We start from the raw sequence: 20,867 nt of genomic DNA on the forward strand, positions 1-20,867 counted from the left end.
CATCGGCCCGAGCAAGACACTGAACGCGTACGTCAGCACCCCGTACCCGACGGTCGTGGTCACCGCGAGCGCTCCCACGACCCGCCCTACCCGAGCAGAATTCATCACCCGCAGTCTTCCACTCTCCACGTCACCGGACGAGATCGCGAACGCGGGCGGGGCGGAGCGGGAGATTCTTGCCGGTGGAGGCGTTTGCCGGACCAAGCGCCACCAAAGCGAGTAGATCGCAGTTGACCCCTACCCGCCTGTATGCCAGCCTCACCGAGTGCGGGAAGGGTAGAATTGTAGGCGGCCCGGGGCCGACCGAGGGAATGCTGAACTGGGCTGCCGACGCCATCGGCGGCCGGCCGATGTCGGTGCAGGCTCTGCACGGCGATCAAGGTCCTTGGCGGTTGCGCGTCGCCATCCGCGGTCGAAGAGAACACGCAGTACTCCGATCCGTCACCCCACGCATCGACACCGCGATGATCGCGACCGGTGCAGCTGCGCTGGAGATCGCCGAAAGTCATGGACTGACGGCTCCACGGCTGCTCGCCAAGGACCTCGACGGCCGGGACGCCGGTGCGCCGGCGACGCTTGAGACCTTCCTCGACGGAAGCACCGTCTGGCCGTCGACAGTGTCGAGCGCGCGGCTGCACACCGCTGGTGCCGCACTGGCACGCGTCCACGCTATCGCGCTGGAGCCTCTGCCGGACCTGCCGTGCAGGCCCCGCCCGATCGCTGTCGACGACTTCGCCAGGGACCGACGGGAGGGGCGCAGGCCGACAACGCCGCTCCTGCGAACGGCGGACGAACTGATCCAGGCCATGTCCCGGCCACGAGGTGCGACTGTGTTCGTGCACGGCGACGTGTGGCCGGGCAATCTGCCGTGGATCGGCGATACCACCTGCGCCCTGATCGACTGGAAGACCGCCGGCGTCGGCGATCCCGGCGTCGACATCGGCGAGCTCCGCAAACAGATGGCGATCACGTACGGACCCGATGCGACCGGCGGCATCGTACGCGGGTGGGAAGAAGCCTCGGGGAGGCCGGTGAACGACGTGGCTTACTGGGACGCGGTCGCTGCCCTCAACACCCCCACTGACCTGGGAGTTGTGACCACACGGCGCGATGCGTTCCTGCGAGCCGCCGTCGAGCGATTGAACTGATCTGCGGCAGCACCGTGATCCTCGACACGCGACCGGGCCGGAAGGTGTGCCGGCGGTCACTTCGAGGGCCACCGGATAACACACAGCGGCCGGACTCTCCGACGTGTCTCACAGGATGTCGGGCTGGAATGACGGTCCCAGGGCCGGTGTTGGCTTCGAACGGCGGAGCAGAAGGTTCCGCCTGAACCAACGGTTGTGAGGAGAGAACTGTGCGCGCCTTCAGCGCCTTCCGACAGGTCGTCGCGGTCGGAGCCGCGATCACGCTGGCGGTCTCGATGGTTGCCTGCGGCAGCGAGGACGACGCGGCGTCGAGCGGTCCGGACCTCGGGCTGATCAAGTCCGGGACGCTGCGGATCGGGACGCTGACCGACGCGCCGCCGAACGTGTACGTGAAGGACGGCAGGTTCACCGGTTTCGACAACGACCTGATCACCGCGGTGGCGGCGAAGCTGAACCTGAAGCCGGAGTTCGTCGGCACCGACTTCTCCGCGCTGCTGTCGCAGGTCAACGGCGGCCAGTACGACCTCGGCAGCTCGTCCATCACGGTGACCGAGGCCCGCAAGAAGACGGTTGCCTTCAGCAATGGGTACGACTTCGGCTACCTCGGGCTGAACACCACCAAGGACTCCGGCATCACCACGTTCGACCAGCTCCAGGGCAAGCGCGTGGTCGTCGTCCAGGGCACCGTCCAGGACGACTACGCCACCCAGAAGGGCCTCGACCCGGTCCGGGTGCCGAACTACAACGCCGCCCTCGGCCAGCTGAAGGCGGGGACGGCGGACGCGTGGGTCTCCCCGGCCGAGATCGGTGAGAAGCTGGCCAAGGAGCAGGGTGGCGGCACGGTGATCCTGGCCGCGAAGGAGCTGAGCGACGCGCCGATGGCGTTCGCCGTGGCCAAGAACAACGACGCACTGCGCGAGGCGGTGAACAAGGCGCTGGACGAGGTGATCGCCGACGGCACCTGGACGAAGCTGGTCGAGCAGTACTATCCGGGTCGCGCCGTACCGGCGAACTTCAAGCCGGGCAGCGGCACCGTGACGCCCGCAGCGCCCGCGGCCGGCTGATCGATGGACATCTGGTCCACCCTGAACGACACCTTCCTCGACTGGGGGTCGATGAAGGAAGTCCTGCCGGAGATGCTCAAGGTGGGGCTGCTCAACACGCTCGTCCTGGCGGCCTCCTCGGTCGTGCTGGGCACCCTGCTCGGCATGGTCGTGGCGGTGATGGCGCTGTCGCGGAAGCGCTGGCTGCGCTGGCCGGCGAAGATCTACACCGACGTCTTCCGCGGCCTGCCGGCGATCCTGACCATCCTGCTGATCGGCCAGGGCCTGTCGCCGATCACCCGGCACTGGTGGGGGCCGAACCCGTACCCGCTCGGCATCCTCGCGCTGTCACTGATCGCGGCGGCGTACATCGGCGAGATCTTCCGCTCCGGCATCCAGAGCGTGGAGAAGGGACAGCTCGAGGCGGCCCGGGCGCTCGGATTCACCTACCCGGCGGGAATGCGGCTGGTCGTCATCCCGCAAGGGGTACGGCGGGTGCTGCCGGCGCTGGTGAATCAGTTCATCGCCCTGGTGAAGGAGTCCAGCCTGGTCTACTTCCTCGGGCTGCTCGCGAGTCAGCGGGAGCTGTTCCGGATCGGGCAGGACGCGGCCGCGACCAACGGCAACCTGTCGCCGCTGCTGCTGGCCGGCATCTTCTACCTGGTGATCACGGTACCGCTGACCCACCTGGTGAATCACTTCGACAAACGCCTGCGCGAGGGCCGTCCGACCGACGAGAGCCGCGCGGACGACGTCGTACGGGAGGAGTTGGCGCATGCAGACCACCGTTGAGGCCGCGAGCCTGGACGTCGAGGGCGTCGAACTGGCGTTCGGCAGCAACAAGGTGCTGCGCGGCGTGGATCTGGCCGTACCGGCCGGACGTACGGCGTGCGTGATCGGCCCGTCGGGATCCGGGAAGTCGACGCTGCTGCGCGCGATCAACCGGTTGCTGGAGCCGGATGCCGGCGACGTCCGGCTGGCCGGCGAGTCGGTGCTGAGGAGCAATCCGGACGAACTGCGGCGCCGCATCGGAATGGTGTTCCAGCACTTCAACCTGTTTCCGCACAAGACGGTGCTGGAGAACATCACCCTGCCGCTGCGCAAGATCAAGAAGCTCGGGCCGGACGAGGCCCGGACGGCGGCGCTGGCGCAGCTCGAGCTGGTGGGCCTGGGCAACAAGGCGGCCGCCCGGCCCGGCACCCTGTCCGGTGGTCAGCAGCAACGGGTGGCGATCGCGCGCGCACTGGCGATGAAGCCCGAGGTGATGCTGTTCGACGAGGCGACCTCCGCGCTCGACCCCGAGCTGGTGAAGGGCGTGCTGGGCCTGATGGCGGACCTCGCCCAGGCCGGGATGACGATGGTCGTGGTCACGCACGAGATGGGTTTCGCCCGCGAGGTGGCCGACCAGGTGGCGTTCATGGACCACGGAGTGGTGGTCGAGTCCGGCGTACCCGAGCAGCTTTTCACCGCCGCCGAGTCGCCGCGGTTGCGGCTGTTCCTCTCCCAGGTGCTCTGAACCAGGCTCTGAACCAGGCTCTGAACCGGGCTCTGAACCGGGCGTCCGGTATTCGTGGTTCGTTGACGCGGCAGCGGCGTGGGTGCTCGCTTTCCGGCGGATCGTGCCGATCGTGGACGGGTGAGGAAGTGAGCCCACCACCGCCCTGGGGGACACATGGCATTGACGCGCGCCGGGAACCGCCTGGTCGGACTGGCGATGATGGCGGCCGCCAGCACGCTGATCGGCACGGTCGTGGTCGCCGCTGCCCGGACGCCCGCGCCGCCGCCCGCGAGCCCGGCCCCGGCCCCGGCGCCGGCCGCGGCGGCGCCCGCCCAGGTGGCGCTGCCGGCCAGGTACGTCGTCCTGACCTTCGACGACGGCCCGGACCCGGTGCACACCCCGCAGATCCTCGACGTCCTGGCGCGGTACGACGCCAGGGCGACGTTCTTCCAGGTCGGGCAGAAGGTGGTGCAACACCCGGCACTGACCAAACGGATCCATGACGCCGGGCACAGCGTGCAGAACCACACCTGGACGCACGCCGACCTGCGCAAACTGTCCGCACGGGCGTTCGACCAGCAACTCCGGTCCACGGACCGCTCGATCACCGCTCAGACCGGCGTGCTCCCGCGCTGCGTCCGGCCGCCGTACGGCGCGATGAACAGCGCGGTCACCCAACGCGCCAGGGCCCTGCGCAAGCAGCTCGTCGTCTGGGACGTCGACTCCCGCGACTGGACCAAGCCCGGTACGGCGGCGATCGTGCAGCGCGTGCTCGCCGGCGTCCACAACGGCTCGGTGATCCTGCTGCACGACGGCGGCGGGAACCGCAGTCAGACCGTGGCCGCGCTGCCGGCGATCCTGAAGACGCTCAAGGCGCGCGGCTACGGGTTCCGCACGCTCACCTGCTAGGCGAACGCCTCCACCAGGGGGACGACGTCCGCGATCGACTCGACGATCCGGGTCGGGCGGTACGGGAACCGGTCCACCTCGTGCTCGCCGGTCGAGCCCGTCAGCACGAGCACGCTGCGGAGACCGGCCTCGAGCCCGCTGATGATGTCGGTGTCCATCCGGTCGCCGATCATCACCGTGGTCTCGGAGTGCGCCTCGATCCGGTTCAGCGCGCTGCGCATCATCAACGGGTTCGGCTTGCCGACGAAGTACGGCGCGACGCCGGTGGCGCGGGTGATCAGCGCGGCCACCGACCCGGTCGCGGGCAACGGTCCCTCGGTCGACGGGCCGGTCGGGTCCGGGTTCGTCGCCAGGAACCGGGCGCCGCCGGAGATCAGCCGGATCGCCTTGGTGATCGCCTCGAACGAGTAGGTGCGGGTCTCCCCGAGGACGACGTAGTCGGGTGCCCGCTCGGTCAGCACGTAGCCGATCTCGTGCATGGCCGTGGTCAGGCCGGCCTCGCCGATCACGTACGCCGTGCCGCCCGGGCGCTGGTCGTCGAGGAACTGGGCGGTGGCCAGGGCGCTGGTCCAGATCGCGTCCTCGGGCACGTCGATGCCTCCGGCAAGCAAGCGGGCGCGCAGGTCACGCGGCGTGAAGATCGAGTTGTTGGTCAGGACCAGGAACCTCTTCCCGGACTTCTGCAGCGAGCCGATGAACTCACTCGCCCCGGGGATGGCGCGCTCCTCGTGCACGAGGACGCCGTCCATGTCCGTCAGCCAGCTCTCCACCGGCTTGTGCTCCGACATGGGCTCATCGTAGAGGAGCACCCGCCGGAATCCGGGCGATCGGGTCAGCCGGCGGCCTGCTCGGCGAGCGTGCGGAGCTCGTCGACCATGGCGTTCGGGTTGTCCGCGGCGTACACGGCCGAGCCGGCGACGAACACGTCCGCGCCGGCGTCGGCGCAGCGCTCGATGGTCTCGGCCGATACGCCGCCGTCGATCTGCACCCACAGGTCCAGGCCGTGCTTGTCGAGGAGCTGACGGGTCCGGCGGATCTTCGGCACGCACACGTCGAGGAACTTCTGGCCCCCGAACCCGGGCTCGACGGTCATGACCAGGATCATGTCGAGCTCGGGCAGCAGGTCCTCGTAGGGCTCGATCGGGGTGGCCGGCTTGAGCGCCATCGCCGCCCGGGCGCCCTTCGCCCGGATCTCCCGGGCGGTCCGGATGGGGGCGCGGCAGGCCTCGACGTGGAACGTGACGCTCGACGCGCCGGCCTCGACGTACCCGGGGGCCCAGCGGTCGGGGTCCTCGATCATCAGGTGGCAGTCGAGCGGTGTGTCGGTCGCCTTCGCCAGCGACTCGACCACCGGCAGCCCGAGGGTCAGGTTCGGGACGAAGTGGTTGTCCATCACGTCGACGTGCAGCCAGTCGGCGTTCGACACGGCGGCCGCCTCGTCGGCGAGCCGGGCGAAGTCGGCGGACAGGATGCTCGGCGCGATCTGAATCCCCATGGGCGTCAATCTACCGACGGGACCTGACCCACTCGACGACCCGGTCCACCGAGTCCACCACCTCGACGCCCGGCGGCAGCGGCGGTCGGCGGATCAGCACGACCGGTACGCCGAGCTCGCGAGCGGCGACCAGCTTCGCCGACGTCTGCGGACCGCCGCTGTCCTTGGTCACGAGTACGTCGATCCGCTGCTGCCGCATCAGCGCGAGCTCGCCGTCCACGGCGTACGGGCCGCGGTCGAGGATCAGCTCGCACCACGTCGGGACCGGCTCCGGTGGCTCCACGCAGCGCGCGAGCGTCCACAGGCCGGTTTCCTGGAACGCCGGCAGACCTTGCCGGCCGATGGTGAGGAACACCCGGGTCCCGAGCGCCGGCAGCAGGTCGGCAGCCGCCGCAGCCGTGGTTGCCCGGTGCCAGGTGTCACCCGGCTGCGCGGTCCAGCCCGGACGGCGGAGAACCAGCAGCGGGATGTCGAGCTGACGAGTCGCCGTGGCGGCGTGCGCGGTCATCGTGGCGGCGAACGGATGGGTGGCGTCGACCACAGCGTCGACGTCGCTGGTCCGCAGCCAGTCGGTCAGGCCTTCGACGCCGCCGAAACCGCCCTGCCGGACCTGGCCGGCAGGCAGGCGCGCGTCGGTGATCCGCCCGGCCAGAGACGACACGACTTCGACACCGGCGAGCATTTGCGCGAGCTCTCGAGCCTCGCCGGTGCCGCCGAGGAGAAGGACCTTCATCGGGTCCGCGTGGCCGAGTACAGGTGGCTGTCCCGGAACGCGGTCGCCGAGAGCACCTTGCCGACGATGATCACCGCAGTACGGCGGATGTCCGCGGACCGCACCTGGTCGGCGATGTCGGCGAGTGTGCCGCGCAGGATCACCTCGTCGTCGCGGGACGCCCGGGCGACCACGGCGACCGGGCAGTCGGCGCCGTACGACGGTGTCAGCTCGCCGACGACGCGGTCGATCGCCTGGACGGCGAGGTGCAGGACCAGCGTGGACCGGCTCGCGCCGAGGGTGGCCAGCTCCTCGCCGGGCGGCATCGCGGACGCCCGGCCGGCGATCCGGGTGAGGATGACGGTCTGGGCGACCTCGGGGATGGTGAGCTCGCGGCCGAGGGCCGCCGCGGCGGCGGCGTACGCGGGGACGCCCGGGGTGACGTCGTACGGGATGCCGAGCTCGTCGAGGCGGCGCATCTGCTCGGCCATCGCGCTGAACACCGACGGGTCGCCGGAGTGCAGCCGGGCGACGTCGAGTCCGTCGGCGTGCGCGGCGGCGAGCTCGGCGACGATCTCGTCGAGGTTCAGGTTCGCGGTGTCGATCTTGCGGGCGCCGACCGGACAGTGGTCGAGCAGCTCGACCGGCACGAGCGCGCCGGCGTACAGGCAGACCGGCGCGGCGGCGATCAGGTCGCGCCCGCGGACGGTGATCAGGTCGGCGGCCCCCGGACCGGCGCCGATGAAGTGCACGGTCACGGGGCCTCCCGGTCTGGACTGAGGAGCGTAGCGACGAGGGAAGACCGGGAGCCGAAGCCCCGTGACCGGCCGCGCGGCAGCGCGGCATCCAACACGGTCACGGGGCCTCCCGGTCTGGACTGATTCTGGCCGTCATTTGGTCACGCTCCAGATCGTCACCGGCATGGCGGGTCGCCAGCCGGTCATGGTTCCGACCGCGGCGGCACGCTGGACGTCGAGGCGGACGAGGTCGCCGCCGAGCTCGCCGTACCACTTCGCGACGAGCGTCTCGGTCTCGAGCGTCACGCCGTTCACGACCAGCCGGCCACCGGGAGCGAGCGCATCCCAGCAGGCCTCGATCAGGCCGGGTGCCGTCGCGCCCCCGCCGACGAAGATCGCGTCAGGTGTCTCCAGGCCGTCCAACGCGTCGGGTGCCTCGCCGAGCACGGTCCTGACGGTCACCCCGAGCGCGGCGGCGTTCCGGTCCAGGCGCTTGGCCCGGTCCGGGTCGCGTTCGATCGAGATCGCCCGGCAGGTCGGGTGATGCCGCGACCACTCGATCCCGATGCTGCCGGCGCCGCCGCCAACGTCCCAGAGCAGTTGGCCGGGGACCGGCGCGAGCCGCGAGAGCGTCACCGCACGTACTTCGCGTTTGGTGAGCTGCCCGTCGTTCTCATAGGCGTCATCAGGCAGTCCAGGCACAGTCGGCAGCAGCAATGCTTGCCGGTCTGCCTGGCACAGCACGCCGATCACGTTGAGCGCGTCGACGTCACCCGACCAGTCAGCGGCAGTGGTCGTCCGCACCCGCTCGGACGGTCCGCCGAGTTGCTCCAGCACAGTCATCGAGCTCCCGCCGTACCCACGCGCCTGGAGCAGTGCGGCGACCTCGGCAGGCGTGTGCGCACCCCAGCTGAGCACGACGAGCCGCCGGCCCGGCTGAACATGCGGGTGCACGAGTTCCACCGGGTGACCGACCAGGCTGACCACCTGTACCTGGTCCTGCGGCCAACCGAGGCGCGCGCACGCCAGTGACACACTCGACGGGTGCGGAATCACCCGTACGGCGTCCGCGCCGAGCAGCCGGGTCAACGTCGTACCGATGCCGTGCAACGTCGGATCGCCACTGGCGAGCACGCACACGCGCCGGCCGCGGTGCTCGGCCAGCAAGCCGGGCAGCGACTCGGACAACGGCGACGGCCAGGCCACCCGCTCGGCACCGCAGTCCGGCACCAGGTCCAACTGCCTGGGACTACCCATCAGCACCTCGGCCGCCGAGACCACACTCCGGGCAGCCGGGGACAGTCCGTCCCACCCGTCCGCACCGACTCCCACGACGGCTACCGGCTCAGGCATTGCCCAGCACCTTGGTCACGGTGATCTCGATGACCACGCGCCGTGGGTTGACCCGCGGCTCCCGGTAGCGCTTGGCATACCGCCGTACGGCGTCCTCCACCCGCTGCGGGTCGTCGCTGACCACCGCACGACCCTCGATCGACGACCACCGCCGCCCGTCCACCTGCGTGACCGAGACCGAGGCTACCCCGGCCTCGCGAATCGTCCGCGCCTTGTACGACGTTCCCGAGCAGATCACCCGAACGAGCCCGGCCTCGACGTCCAACGTCGCCCCGACCGGCGTCGAGTGCACCGTCCCGTCCGCCCGGACGGTACTCAGCACACACAGATGCCGCTCGGTCCAGAACTCCACCAGTCCATCGCTCCAAAGCACCCAGCGATCGTAGGTCAGCCGATGTCGCGCCGGCGGAAGTGGTCGGCCCCGCCACCGTCAGGGCTGCTGCTGTCGACGGCACCGCCGCCCACCGCCGCATCCGCGCCTCCCGCGCCTTCATCGAGTTCATCGAGCTCATCGAGGAGGAGGGGCAGCCGGGGGCCTACCCAGGCTGTCGTGGGTGTGAACAGGTTATTTCCTGTTCACACCCACGCGTTGGGGTGCGAGGTCCCCGGAACTGGTTGTCCACAGGCAGCAGATCGGGATCAGCGTGGGGGCCGCGCGACGGCATGTTGCCGGTATGAATCCCAAGCTCAGAGTTCTGGCCACCGCGCGGAGTGGGTGGTTCACCCGGGCCGACACCGTCGAAGCCGCCTACAGCGACAGCGAGCTCCGGCAGCGACTGCGGGCGGGCCAGTGGTCGCGACTGTCTCGTGACGTGTACGTCGAACCAGGCGGCTGGCCGGTCGACGAGTCTCCGTGGGACAGAGCGCGACGTCTGCACCTGCTACGGACGCGTGCGGTCGTCCATCGGATGGGTGACGACGTGGTGGTCAGCCATCAATCGGCGGCCGTGCTGCACGGGCTTCCGAGCTGGGGACTCGATCTGACGAGGATCCACGTCAGCAGGATGCGCGGCAGGCAGCGGTCCGATGCTGTCGCGGATGTCCACCGCACGCGGTTCGAGCCGGGTGAGATCACGGTCGTCGGCGATCTCCGGGTGGTCACTCCAGCTCGCGCGATCACCGAGATTGCCTGTGTCTCGTCGTACGAGGTGGGCGTGGTGCTGGCCGACGCGGCCCTGCATGCGCAGCTAATCACGTCGGACGCGCTGCTGAGCACCGCGGATCGGCACCGGTACTGGAGCGGGTCGCCCGCCGCGCGCGCGGCCGCCCGCTTCGCCGACGCGTTGAGTGAATCCGTCGGTGAGTCCCGCCTCCGCGTGCTGATGGCGAACCACGGTCTCCCGGCACCCGTCCTCCAGGCCGAGATCCGTGACCGGGACGGGCGCTTCGTCGGGCGGGTCGACTTTCTCCTACCCGGCCGGCTGATCGTCGAGTTCGACGGAGAGCACAAGTACGGCGGCAGCGGGGACGTCGTGCTCGCGGAGAAAGGGCGCGAGGACCGGCTGCGCGAGTGCGGCTACCAGGTACTGCGGACCAGTTGGGCCGACCTGGATCGACCGAAGGCGACCGCCGACCGGATCCGCCGCTACTTGCCTGATCTCGGGAGCTGCACAACCCCGCGGTGGCCATGAACAGGTTATTTCCAGTCCAACCCACCCACGACCTGTTCACACCAGCCACGAAGGGCCCGGCCGGGGCCGGGCCCTTCGGGTGGAAACGGTCAGCGCAGGGTGCCGGCGGCGACTGTGTCCAGGGCCTGGCGGAGGAGTGGGTTGACCCTGTGGTCGGACTTGGACTTCGGGAGGCGTACGGCGTTGCCGTCGACCGGGCCGTCGACCGCGTAGACGGACAGCTCGGCGGGGAGCGGGGACGTGCCGCAGACCTGGTTCCGGCCGGGAAGCTCGCCGGTGAAGACGAACCGGTCACCGATCTCCTCGGCGCAGGACGACGCCGAGCCGACGTACTGGCCGTGCTGGCCCTCGTCGTCGATGGCGACGAACCGGGTCGCCATGGCGGTGTCCCTGTGCGTCCGCAGCGCACCCTCGTACGCCGTCGCCGGGTCGAGCTCACCCTGGATCATCAGCATCCGCGGCGAGCCCTTCAGGTCGAGCTTGCGGTCCTGCGGCTCGTACGGCCAGAAGGCGCAGAACGGGACCCCGTTCATGTAGCCGAAGAAGTCGTACTTGGCCGCCATCCGGTCGGCCTCGCGCAGGTAGAACCGCGGGTCGCTGTTCCACTTGGTGTCGTTGCAGCGGACCGTCGTACCGATCGCCCCCAGGTTGATCACGGCGTCGCCGGTCGCCTTGGCCGCGGCCGCGCGGGCGTCGGCCAGGATCGACCGGGTCGAGTCGACCCGCAGTGCTGCCGCCGTGGTGGCGGAGGCCGGCGTCACGCCGTACCGGGCCCGCATCGCCGCGAGGGTGTCGAACGCCTGCAGCTCCGGCGAGATCCGGGCCCAGGCGCGGTCGACGTGCCGCACCTCGATCTGCCCCGACGTCGACGGGTCCTTCAGGTACTCGTCGTGGATCAGGATGTCGAGGGTCGCCCGGATGAAGCGGACGTTGCCGTACTGCGTGCTGTAGATGATGCCGTCGAGGTCGTCACCGCGGACCGCCGACGTCCCCGCCTTCACCCGGGCGACCAGCCCGGCGCGGATCGCGTTGTACTTGCCCCGCACCTGCGTGAACGTGCCGCCCAGGCCGGAGATCTGGTCGGCGTGCCGAGCGATCCACGGGAACAGTTGGGTGTCGCGGCGGCGCTGGCCGGAGAACGGGTCGAAGTTCACGTTGTCCCACTGGGTGTGGGTCCAGTCCATGTTCGAGTCGATCACGAACCGGCCGACCTTCGACGGGTAGGTGTCGGCGTACCAGCCGCCGAGCCAGGTGCCGTAGCTGTAGCCGATCAGGTTCAGCTGCCGCGCGTCGAACAGCGCCCGCAGGAACTCCATGTCGTACACGGTCTGCTGGCTGCTGACGAACTGGCCGAACTCGGTCGCCGAGCAGGCGTCGGCGTACAGCCTGGCCTCCGCCACCTCGACCCGGTGGGTCTGCCGGGTGCGCTCCTTGTAGTCCGGCGTGGTCGGCAGCGCGTTCAGCTTCTCGGTCGTGGTCAGGCACTGCAGCGGCGTGCTCCGGCCGAAGCCGCGCGGGTCGAAGCCGAGCAGGTCGAAGTCGCTGAACAGCTGGGGCTTGTCGATGGCCAGCGACGCGGACAGCGTCAGGCCGGCGCCACCCGGGCCACCCGGGTTCGTCGTCATCAGGCCCTTCGAGGTGCCGGTCGCCCGGCTGTAGGCGATGGCGACCTCGACGTCGGGGTGTGCGTCCGGGTGGGCCCAGTCCATCGGGACCCTCACCTTCGCGCAGTTGGTCGTCGGCGCCTGTGGGTAGAGGTTCTTGACCGCGGCGTCGAACGAGCAGACCGACCAGTTGACCGGCTGGTCGAGATACCTCTGCGGGATGGACGGGACTGGCGGATCCACCGGTCCTTTGGCAGGGGGCACTGCCGAGGCCGAACTGATGGCCACCTGGGGCACGACGAGTGCCGCAGCCAGGGCCAGGGCGATCTTGGGAAGTCTGATCACGCTGCCTACTCCTGTTGTCCGGGCGGGTTACAGGGCAGCAACGTATTCCGGAACGGCCCGTCCGGAACACCCGTCGGCCGAAGGTCAAGGGCAATCCCTAAAGTTCGTAGACGGTGAAGATCGTGCAGTACACCGGCGGTGACTCCAGTCCGGGGTAGTACAACCGCCCCGCGTCGTCGGTGATCTTGAAGTACGCCGTCGACGCGCCGACCTGGGACGGCGCCTGCAACCGCATCGACACGGTCACGATCTGCCCCGGTACGGCGTCCGGCAGCCGAGCGCGATGCGGTGACCGCAACCACCCCGGCGTACCGGCGGCGCCCTGCCGCGTCAGCCAGCGATCGCGCCAGGGCCGTTCACCGCTGTTGCGGATCTCCCAGGTCTTCTCGAACTCCTGGTCGCGGCACACCCGCGTGCCGTCCGGCACCGTCTCCCCGGCCAGCTCGGCCCGGTCCTCCGGATGGTGGTCGACCGGCACGGACCCGCCGAGCAGCACCGGCTGGACGTGCCGGCGCATGTCCCGCTGGGAGACGTCCCGGCTCGCCCGGACGGCGGCGTCCAGCTCCGTCAGCTGGTTGACCAGCGCCTGGCCGGCACCGAACGAGACGTCGTACCACTCGATCAGCTCGCGGCTGGGCTTGGTGTGGCCGCGCTCGACCCGGGACAGGTGGCCCTTGTCCCAGCCGGACAGGGCGGCCGCACGCGACAGCGGTACGCCGGCCGCTTCCCGGAGCTCACGCATCCGGCAGCCGATCACGGAACGCGCCTGCGCTGGTCTCACGGCGGACTCCCGGGTCTTCGTTGCCCACTGCGACAACACCGTAACCCTCTGATTCTCTGTGAGTCAGTGCCAGTTCGCCACTGCCTGACCGGGCGGTGGGGTGGGGACTGAAGTCTGACTGAGCGAAAAGGACAAACATCATGCGTACCGCCCTCCTGCGCATCACCGCCCGACTCACCGCCGTCACCCTGATCGGCGCCGGCGCCCTGGTCGGGGCGGGCACCCTGCCGGCCCACGCCGCCACCGGCACCGTCGTCACCGACAGCGGGCTCGGCGTGACCATCCGGTCCGGCAACGCCACCACCTTCGGCGCCGTCGGCACCCAGCCGAACGGCCCGGTCGAGATCGACTGCCAGCTCTACGGCGAGCCCGTGACCGGCAAGTTCGGCCGCAGCCTGATCTGGGACCACGTCCCGGGCAAGGGCTTCATCTCCGACGCCTACGTGGACACCGGCAGCTCGGGCCTGGTCGCGCCGCTGTGCACCAGCAACCCGCGGGCCGACAAGGCCATCGCCTGGTTCGCCGCCCGCAACGGCTCGACCGCGTATCAGGGGTACTGCGAGAAGGCCGTCGAGAACTCGTACGGCAAGACCGCGATCTACGCCTCGGCGAAGGCGAACTGGAACGACGCGGTCGCCCGCGGCGCCGCCCACCGCGGTGACCTGAACCCGCCGAAGGGCGCCCTGGTGTTCTGGGACCTCGCCGCCCCGTACGGCCACGTCGGCGTGGCCCGCGGCGACGGGTACTTCTGGGCCACCAGCGTCAACGGACGGATCGGCCTGGCCAAGCTGCCCTACTTCAGCAGCTACCTCGGCTGGGCCTGGCCGAACTTCTGACCTCTCCGAGTACGAGCACCCGGACGCGCGTTCCGCCCCTCACGCGTCCGGGTGCTCGATCCTGTCCAGCCAGTCGGCGACGAGCGCGCGGTAGAGCGCCGTGCTTCGCACCGGCAGTTCGTGCCCCTCCCGGTCGAGCACGACATAGGTGGCCTGCGGGTAGTCGTCGAGGATCGACCAGGCGTCGGCGTAACCGGTCATGGTGTCCCGCCGCCCGGTCACGATGAGCGTCGGGCGGTCGAAGCGGACGGCCGGATCCTCCCGCAGCGCGTAGGTGGCCGGATCGCCCTGAATCCGGTCGAGGAAGCCGAAATCCGCCTGCGCGTCGGCAACGTCGTAGTACCTGCGTTGCTTCTCGTGCCAACCGGGCGACTTGGTGACCGCGGTGGTGGGCAGCGTCCGCCGGGTGCGGTCGACGATGACGCCGGGGACGCGCAGCAGCAGGGCGAGGACGCGGGACGGATCGCGTTTCACGATGCCGCGGGACAGCAGGCCGCCGGCCGAGGTACCGGCGAGGGCGAAACGCTCGGTGCCGACGACCTCGTCGATCAGCTCGAGGATCGCCGCGAGCATCCCGTCCTGGTCGGTGATCCCGGGGTCGGCGGGCGACTTGCCCGTACCCGGCGGGTCGACGTAGATCCGCCGCCGGCCGGCGCGGCCGTCGAACACCGGCTCGTGCACGTCGCGACCCTCGCCGGCGTCCCCACCCCAGCCGGGCAGGAAGACGATCGACCGGCCGTCACCGAAGGATTCGTAGTGCACAGTCCCCGACGATACGCGTGGCGTTCGAGCGTCAGCGCGCCTTTCTCTTCGGAGCAGAATCCGGCGGGCGCTCACCCGAACCGCGCTGGATCAGCGCGCACGGCAGCACGATCCGCTGCGGCGGACGGGTGTCCGTACCCGATGCGCGATCCAGTAGGAGCCGGGCCGCGGACCGCCCCAGCTCGGCGATGTCGGAGGCAACGACCGTCACCGGCGTCGGCAGCATGTCGGCCAGCCGGAAGTCGTCGAACCCGACCACGGCCGGCTCCCGGCCGACCTCGCGCAGCGCCCGCAGCACACCCTCGGTGAGGAAGTTGGTCGACGCGAACACCGCGGTCGGCGGATCCGGCCGGAGCATCAGGTCCAGCGTCGCCTTCTCCGCGGCCTCGGCGGTGCCCTCGGGCAACTGCACCACGAGCGACTCGTCGACCTCGATCCCGGCGGACCGGTGGGCGCGCCGGTACCCGCGCAGCCGCCGGCCGGTCGTGTAGTACGACGGCGCCAGCAGGATCGCGACCCGGCGGTGGCCCTGCTCCAGCAGGTGCTCGGTCGCCAGCCGGCCGCCGCCCTCGTTGTCGACCATCACGATGTCCGCGTCGATGCCGTGCGCCGGCCGGTCGACGAACACCACCGGTACGCCGGCGCCGGCCAGGAACGAGTGGTCGCCCTGGTCGGGCACGATCATCAGCCCGGCGACCTGCCGGCTGACCAGTTCCTGGATCGCCCGCTTCTCCCCCTCCGGGTCCTCGTCGACACTGCCGAGCACGACGGCGAACCCGGACTGCCCGGCGACCTCCAGCGACGACTTCGCGATGGTGGCGTAGAACGGGTTGGTCAGGTCGCCGAGCACGAGGGCGAGACTGGACGACTTCTTGCCCGGCCGCAGCGCCCGGGCGACCTCGTTGCGCTGGAAGCCGAGCTCGGCGATCGCGGCCCGGACCCGTTCGGCGGTCTCGTCGCGGACACCGTGGCCGCCGTTGACCACGCGCGACACCGTGCCGAGTCCCACCCCGGCGCGGCGGGCCACGTCGATCATCGTCGGGCGGCTCGCCTCGGGTTGCGTTGGAAACGTTTCGGACACGGGGTTGACTTCCTTTTCACGACACGGCATCGTCCACCCAACAGTAGATCTTGGAAACGTTACCGTCCAGGAGGCCGGATGAGACCTTCGACAACCGCGGCGGGCCGGGGATGAGCGCGACCGCTCACCGCGCGCCCCGCCGGAGCCGGACCGGACGGAGCCGTGGCGGACGAAGCCACGGGATGAGCCGCAACGCCGGCTCCGACGTCAAGGCGGCGTACCTGTTCATCGCACCCGCGATCATCGGGTTCACGGTCTTCGTGGTGTACCCGCTGATCCGCTCCTTCTACCTGTCGCTGACCCGCTACAACGGCCTGACCGATCCGGTGTTCGTTGGCCTGGGCAACTTCCGTCGGCTGTTCACCGTCGACCCGGCGTTCTGGCCGTCGCTACGGGCGACCGGGTACCTCGTCCTGCTCTACGTGCCGTTGTCCCTGGTCCTCGGGCTCGCGCTGGCGATGTTCTGCAACCAGCGGTTCGCCGGGGTGCGGCTGGTCCGGACGCTGGCTTACCTGCCCGTCGTCCTGCCGGCGATCGCCACCATCACGCTCTGGAAGTTCATCATGAACCCCCAGGTCGGGTTGCTGAACACGATCCTGGAGCGGTTGCACCTGCCGACCAGTCTGTGGCTGCAGAGCCCGGCGATGTCGATGCCGTCCGTCGTCCTGGTGATGTTGTGGGGCGTCGGCGGCACGATGATCATCTTCCTGGCCGCGTTGCAGGCGGTGCCGACCGAGTTGTACGAGGCCGCCCGGGTCGACGGCGCCGGGTCCGCGTCGGTGTTCTTCCGCATCACCTTGCCGATGATCAGCCCGATCATGCTGCTGCAGGTGATCCTGCAGACCACCGCCGCCCTGCAGACCTTCAACCAGCCGAAGATCCTCACCAACGGCGGACCGGGCTTCAGCACCAACGTGCTGATGCTCTCGATCTACAACAACGGCTTCCCGAACCTCGGCCGGATCCCCCAACTCGGGTACGCGTCCGCGCAGGTGTGGGTGCTGTTCATCCTGATCATCGCCGTGATCGCCCTGACCGCGAAGTTCACCTCGCTCTGGACCTACAGTGACAACACTCCCGACTGAAGCCGCCGCCCCGGTCGTCCCGGTCACGGAACCACCGGCGCCGCGTCCCCCGAAGAAGCCCCGCCTGATCGGTACGACGGCGTGGTACGCGACCGCGTTGTTCATCTGCGCGGTGATGGTCGTCCCGCTGCTGTGGATGATCACCATCGGGCTGAAGAGCCGGACCGCCGTCTTCGACATCCCGCCCAAGCTGCTGCCGACCGAGTGGACCTGGAGCAATTTCGTCAACGGCCCGGAGGCGATCCACTTCCCGCGGCTGCTGCTCAACTCGACCGTCATCACCGCGCTCAGCGTCCTCGGCGGTGTACTGACCGCGATGATGGCCGGGTACGCGCTGGCCCGGCTGCGGTTCCCCGGCCGGAAACTGTGGTTCTACCTGTTCGTCGGCAGCATGCTGCTGCCCGGTGTGGTCGGCCTGATCCCGTTGTTCCAGCTCTACAAGAACATCGGCTGGTACGACACCTGGCTGCCGCTGATCGTGCCCGCGTTCCTCGGCGGGAACCCGCTGTTCATCTTCCTCGCCCGGCAGTACTTCCTGGCGATCCCGTACTCGATCGACGAGGCCGCCAAGATCGACGGCGCCGGGCACTTCCGGATCTTCACCCAGGTGATGCTGCCGCTCACCCGGCCGGCCTGGATCACGATGGCGATCCTGGCGTTCCAGGCCTCCTGGAACGACTTTCTCAATCCGCTGGTCTACCTGTACTCCTCCGAGAAGTGGCCGCTGTCGGTCGGGATGGCGTCGTTCATCTCCGCCTTCGCCGGGCAGACACCGGACTGGAGCTACTACATGGCCACCAACCTGCTCTACATGCTGCCGCCGCTGATCGTCTTCTTCGCCGCGCAGCGCTACTTCATCCAGGGTCTCGGCGCTCTCGGCAGCACGAACCAGAAATAGAGGGGAAGTTCTCGTGAGACACACCTTCATCGCCACCGCGCTGGCGTGCGCCGGGTTGCTGACGGCCACGGCCTGCAGCGGCTCCGACTCCGGCGCCGGGTCGGGCGACGGCCCGGTCACCGTGACCGTGATGACGTGGGAGTCGGCGCCGACGAACGCGGCCATCAAGAAGGCACTGGCCGACTTCAAGGAGGACGGCATCACCGTCGAACTGCTCGACACCCCGAGCGGCAACTTCGGTGACAAGCTCGCGTCGCTGACGCAGGCCAAGAAGCTGCCGGACCTGTTCTGGTGCGGCAACGACACCGAGCAGCAGTACACCTCACAGGGCCTGCTGGTCGACTGGACCGAGAAGATCAACGAGGGCGACGGCGACTTCAAGGCCGACAAGTTCGTCCCGTCGGCGATGGAGAACTGGAAGACCGCCGACGGCCGGATGGGCGGTCTGCCGTCGCTGATGAACGCGTACGGCGTCTGGTACAACGCCGACGCGTTCAAGGCCGCCGGCGTACCGGAGCCGAAGGCCGGCTGGACCTGGGACGAGATGTACGCCGCCGCCGCGAAGCTGGCGAACACGAACGGCGCGAAGTACGGCCTGGTCGCCGACCAGCTCACCGGTCCGGACGGACCGTTCACGATGAGCATGTACTCCGTCTCGGCCGGCGGCGCACCGTTCACCGACAACGTGAACCACCCGACCAAGGCCGAGGCCGACGACAAGTACACCGAGGGTGTGCAGAAGCTGGTCGAGGCGGTCAGGAACGGCTCGGTCTCCCCGCCGGGGTACGACGCCTCCAACGTCCAGTCGCTGTTCGCGGCCGGGAAGGTGCCGATGATGTTCGGCGGGCAGTGGCTCGCGGCCGGGTTCCAGACGGACAAGCCGAAGGTGAAGTACGGGTTCGCGCCGTTCCCGCAGGTGCAGACTCCGGTGACGCTGTACGACTCGGTCGGCATCTGCACGCCGCAGTACACCAAGAACCAGGACGCGACGTTCAAGGTGCTGCAGTACATCAACACCAAGGTGTGGGACGCCGTCCTGCCGGCCTCGCCGGTGGCGCCGCCGGCCTACGCGCCGGCGCAGGCCAGCTACTTCGACGCGTTGAGCAAGGCTCAGCAGACGACGGTGGTCGACACCGTCAAGGCTGATCTGGCGGCCGAGAAGACCGTCGGCGTCCGGTTCACCACCCAGTGGGCGCAACAGGTCGGTGACCTGACGACGGCGACCTACCAGCCGATCATCAGCGGGAAGAAGCCGATCTCCGAGCTGCAGACCTACGTGGGCAAGATCAACGACCTGATCAAGCAGGGCGGCTGACTGAGGTGGAGGCCGCCCGCTGCGGGGCGGCCTCCGCTCAGACGGCTTGCCAGAGGGAGAGGGCGAAGCGGGCCTTGCTGTCGGTCCACCAGGCGGCGTCGGTGAAGCCGGCCTTCTCGAGCTCGGCCTGGACGGTGTGTCTCTGGAACTTGGCGGAGATCTCGGTGCTGAGCTCCTCCCCCTCGGCGAAGTCGATCTCCAGGTGGATCTCCGGGATCAGCACGCGCAGGGCGCGGTCGGCGCGCAGGTGCATCTCGATCCACTCGTTCTCGGCGTCCCAGACCGCCACGTGGCTGAACGCGTCCACGTCGAAGTCCGCACCCAGCTGCCGGTTGATCACCCGGAGCACGTTGCGGTTGAACTCCGCGGTGACGCCGGCGCTGTCGTCGTACGCCGCGACGAGGGTCGCCGGGTCCTTGACCAGATCGGTGCCGAGGAGCAGCCACTCGCCCGGCTCGAGGACGTCGCGGACCGAGGCGTAGAACGTCTCGCGTTCGGCCGGCAAAAGGTTGCCGATGGTGCCGCCGAGGAAGGCGACGATCCGCGGCGGGTCACCCGGGAGCTTGTCGAGGTGTGCGGTGAAGTCGCCGACGACACCGTGGACGGCGAGCGCCGGGTAGTCGGCGTTGATCGCGTCGGCGGCGTCCCGCAGAGCCACCTCCGAGACGTCGAGCGGCACGAACGTCGTCAGCGTGCCGAAGTCGCGCAGTCCGTCGAGCAGCAACCGTGTCTTCTCCGACGACCCCGAGCCGAGCTCGACCAGCGTGTGCGCCTTGGTGATTGCGGCGATCTCGCCTGCCCGGGCCAGCAGGATCTCCCGCTCGGCCCGGGTCGGGTAGTACTCCGGCAGGCGGGTGATCTGCTCGAACAGCTCACTTCCGCGGGCGTCGTAGAACCACTTCGGCGGCAGCCACTTCGGGTCCGCGGTCAGGCCTGCCCGGACGTCCTCCCGCAGCGATCGCGCGGCGTGGTCCGGGGTCAGATGTACGTCGATCTGGGTCACTGTGGTCCTTCCATCGGCGTGATCCGCAGCGTCGTGGCGGTGGCCACGAGCAACGAGTAGTCGGGTACCGCGTCCCAGCCGCCGTCACCGAACGGCTCGGAGCTGACGGTGGTCGAGTCCGCGGTCGAGCGGACCCACAGGGAATGCGTCCAACTGGTGGCGACGAGTTGCTCGCCGTCGGTCAGCAGCACGTTGAGCCGGGACCCGGGCGCCGCCGCCTCGACCTCCTGTACGACGGACGCCACCGCGTCGGCCGGGGTTGTCCCGGCACGCAGGCGATGTGCGATGAGTGCGCAGAGCAGGGCGGAGTCGGTCGGTGCGTCGAGTCGCAGCAGGTCTGCCGCCGGGAGCTGATCGGCCAACTTCACCGTCGAGTCCGGCCAGCCGGCGATCATCCCGTTGTGGCTGAAGAACCAGTCCCCCAGCTCGAACGGCGCCACCGCGGACTCGCCGAGCTGCATGCCCACCGTCCCGTTCCGCACAGCGGCGATGACCGCGGTGGACCGGATGCTCGCCGCGAGCCGGGGGAGGTTGTCGTCAGCCCAGATAGGTACGTTCCGCCGGTACCGCACCGGCTGCCGCGCTTCGCGCGCCGCCGGTGCGGAAGAGACGGAGGGAGGAGCTGCCGGTG

The 20,867-nt window shown here is 69.6% G+C and carries 22 protein-coding genes; 10 read left to right on the plus strand and 12 right to left on the minus strand.

What is annotated here, in order from left to right; genetic code table 11:
* Positions 1–182 precede the first annotated feature (182 nt).
* From E1218_RS26680 to E1218_RS26700, 5 genes are all read left to right on the plus strand, one after another.
* The gene (locus E1218_RS26680; protein ID WP_233712490.1) at positions 183–1,148 is read left to right on the plus strand and encodes a phosphotransferase family protein; all 966 of its coding nucleotides are present in this window, start codon (positions 183–185) and stop codon (positions 1,146–1,148) included.
* A 209-nt stretch (positions 1,149–1,357) separates the two neighbouring features.
* Positions 1,358–2,212 carry a substrate-binding periplasmic protein gene (locus E1218_RS26685; protein ID WP_202866202.1) on the plus strand — a complete coding sequence of 285 codons (855 nt, stop codon included), beginning with the start codon at positions 1,358–1,360 and terminating at the stop codon, positions 2,210–2,212.
* Between the two features lie 3 nt (positions 2,213–2,215).
* Positions 2,216–2,983 (plus strand): amino acid ABC transporter permease, encoded by a 768-nt coding sequence (locus E1218_RS26690; protein ID WP_132324887.1) that lies wholly within the window; start codon positions 2,216–2,218, stop codon positions 2,981–2,983.
* Complete coding sequence (locus E1218_RS26695; protein WP_132324889.1) at positions 2,967–3,707, plus strand: amino acid ABC transporter ATP-binding protein; 741 nt, start codon at positions 2,967–2,969, stop codon at positions 3,705–3,707. Before E1218_RS26690 ends, E1218_RS26695 begins: the two co-directional genes overlap by 17 nt.
* Positions 3,708–3,863: 156 nt before the next feature.
* On the plus strand, positions 3,864–4,598 hold the full coding sequence (locus E1218_RS26700; protein ID WP_233712484.1) for a polysaccharide deacetylase family protein: 735 nt from the start codon (positions 3,864–3,866) through the stop codon (positions 4,596–4,598).
* Here the strand turns inward: E1218_RS26700 and E1218_RS26705 are convergent.
* From E1218_RS26705 to E1218_RS26730, 6 genes are all read right to left on the minus strand, one after another.
* Positions 4,595–5,386 (minus strand): HAD-IIA family hydrolase, encoded by a 792-nt coding sequence (locus tag E1218_RS26705; protein WP_132324892.1) that lies wholly within the window; start codon positions 5,384–5,386, stop codon positions 4,595–4,597. The two genes, E1218_RS26700 and E1218_RS26705, sit on opposite strands and share 4 nt — an antisense overlap.
* Before the next feature lie 44 nt (positions 5,387–5,430).
* Entirely contained in the window at positions 5,431–6,093 is a 663-nt protein-coding gene (gene rpe / locus E1218_RS26710) for a ribulose-phosphate 3-epimerase (RefSeq protein ID WP_132324895.1), read from the minus strand.
* Between the two features lie 10 nt (positions 6,094–6,103).
* A complete protein-coding gene (locus tag E1218_RS26715; protein WP_132324898.1) occupies positions 6,104–6,826 on the minus strand; it encodes a cobalt-precorrin-6A reductase in 723 nt (240 codons plus the stop codon).
* The gene (gene cobM / locus E1218_RS26720; RefSeq protein WP_132324901.1) at positions 6,823–7,563 is read right to left on the minus strand and encodes a precorrin-4 C(11)-methyltransferase; all 741 of its coding nucleotides are present in this window, start codon (positions 7,561–7,563) and stop codon (positions 6,823–6,825) included. The genes E1218_RS26715 and cobM overlap by 4 nt, the downstream gene beginning before the upstream one ends.
* A 132-nt stretch (positions 7,564–7,695) precedes the next feature.
* Complete coding sequence (gene cbiE / locus E1218_RS26725) at positions 7,696–8,895, minus strand: precorrin-6y C5,15-methyltransferase (decarboxylating) subunit CbiE (RefSeq protein ID WP_132324904.1); 1,200 nt, start codon at positions 8,893–8,895, stop codon at positions 7,696–7,698.
* Positions 8,888–9,268 carry a pyridoxamine 5'-phosphate oxidase family protein gene (locus tag E1218_RS26730; RefSeq protein WP_132324907.1) on the minus strand — a complete coding sequence of 127 codons (381 nt, stop codon included), beginning with the start codon at positions 9,266–9,268 and terminating at the stop codon, positions 8,888–8,890. Before E1218_RS26730 ends, cbiE begins: the two co-directional genes overlap by 8 nt.
* Before the next feature lie 301 nt (positions 9,269–9,569).
* Between E1218_RS26730 and E1218_RS26735 the strand changes: the two genes are divergently transcribed.
* Entirely contained in the window at positions 9,570–10,526 is a 957-nt protein-coding gene (locus E1218_RS26735) for a hypothetical protein (protein WP_132324909.1), read from the plus strand.
* 89 nt (positions 10,527–10,615) lie between these two features.
* Here the strand turns inward: E1218_RS26735 and E1218_RS26740 are convergent, their stop codons facing one another.
* Positions 10,616–12,373 carry an alpha/beta hydrolase gene (locus tag E1218_RS26740; protein WP_233712485.1) on the minus strand — a complete coding sequence of 586 codons (1,758 nt, stop codon included), beginning with the start codon at positions 12,371–12,373 and terminating at the stop codon, positions 10,616–10,618.
* 199 nt (positions 12,374–12,572) lie between these two features.
* Positions 12,573–13,256, minus strand: a complete 684-nt coding sequence (locus E1218_RS26745; protein WP_132324913.1) for an NBR1-Ig-like domain-containing protein — start codon at positions 13,254–13,256, stop codon at positions 12,573–12,575.
* A 140-nt stretch (positions 13,257–13,396) separates the two neighbouring features.
* Here E1218_RS26745 and E1218_RS26750 point away from each other — a divergent pair, with 140 nt between their 5' ends.
* On the plus strand, positions 13,397–14,092 hold the full coding sequence (locus tag E1218_RS26750) for an SH3 domain-containing protein (protein WP_132324915.1): 696 nt from the start codon (positions 13,397–13,399) through the stop codon (positions 14,090–14,092).
* Between the two features lie 39 nt (positions 14,093–14,131).
* Here the strand turns inward: E1218_RS26750 and E1218_RS26755 are convergent, their stop codons facing one another.
* Together E1218_RS26755 and E1218_RS26760 are read right to left on the minus strand one after the other, a co-directional pair.
* On the minus strand, positions 14,132–14,854 hold the full coding sequence (locus tag E1218_RS26755) for an alpha/beta fold hydrolase (RefSeq protein ID WP_132324917.1): 723 nt from the start codon (positions 14,852–14,854) through the stop codon (positions 14,132–14,134).
* Between the two features lie 31 nt (positions 14,855–14,885).
* Positions 14,886–15,935 (minus strand): LacI family DNA-binding transcriptional regulator, encoded by a 1,050-nt coding sequence (locus E1218_RS26760; protein ID WP_233712486.1) that lies wholly within the window; start codon positions 15,933–15,935, stop codon positions 14,886–14,888.
* 182 nt (positions 15,936–16,117) lie between these two features.
* Between E1218_RS26760 and E1218_RS26765 the strand changes: the two genes are divergently transcribed.
* The 3 genes from E1218_RS26765 to E1218_RS26775 are packed head-to-tail and all read left to right on the plus strand — an operon-like array spanning position 16,118 to position 19,233.
* Positions 16,118–17,020: a carbohydrate ABC transporter permease gene (locus tag E1218_RS26765; protein WP_233712487.1), complete on the plus strand. Its 903-nt coding sequence runs from the start codon at positions 16,118–16,120 to the stop codon at positions 17,018–17,020.
* Complete coding sequence (locus tag E1218_RS26770) at positions 17,001–17,918, plus strand: carbohydrate ABC transporter permease (protein ID WP_233712488.1); 918 nt, start codon at positions 17,001–17,003, stop codon at positions 17,916–17,918. Before E1218_RS26765 ends, E1218_RS26770 begins: the two co-directional genes overlap by 20 nt.
* Positions 17,919–17,931: 13 nt before the next feature.
* Positions 17,932–19,233, plus strand: coding sequence for an ABC transporter substrate-binding protein (locus E1218_RS26775; protein WP_233712489.1), 1,302 nt, complete (start codon positions 17,932–17,934; stop codon positions 19,231–19,233).
* Positions 19,234–19,270: 37 nt separating this feature from the next.
* On the opposite strand, the gene egtD is transcribed toward E1218_RS26775, so the two are convergent.
* Together egtD and E1218_RS26785 are read right to left on the minus strand one after the other, a co-directional pair.
* Positions 19,271–20,236 (minus strand): L-histidine N(alpha)-methyltransferase, encoded by a 966-nt coding sequence (gene egtD, locus E1218_RS26780; protein ID WP_132324919.1) that lies wholly within the window; start codon positions 20,234–20,236, stop codon positions 19,271–19,273.
* On the minus strand, positions 20,233–20,867 hold a 635-nt coding region (locus E1218_RS26785; RefSeq protein WP_132324921.1), incomplete at its 5' end, for a class II glutamine amidotransferase. The genes egtD and E1218_RS26785, both read right to left, overlap by 4 nt.

It is taken from the genome of Kribbella turkmenica (assembly GCF_004348725.1).
Taxonomy (GTDB): domain Bacteria; phylum Actinomycetota; class Actinomycetes; order Propionibacteriales; family Kribbellaceae; genus Kribbella; species Kribbella turkmenica.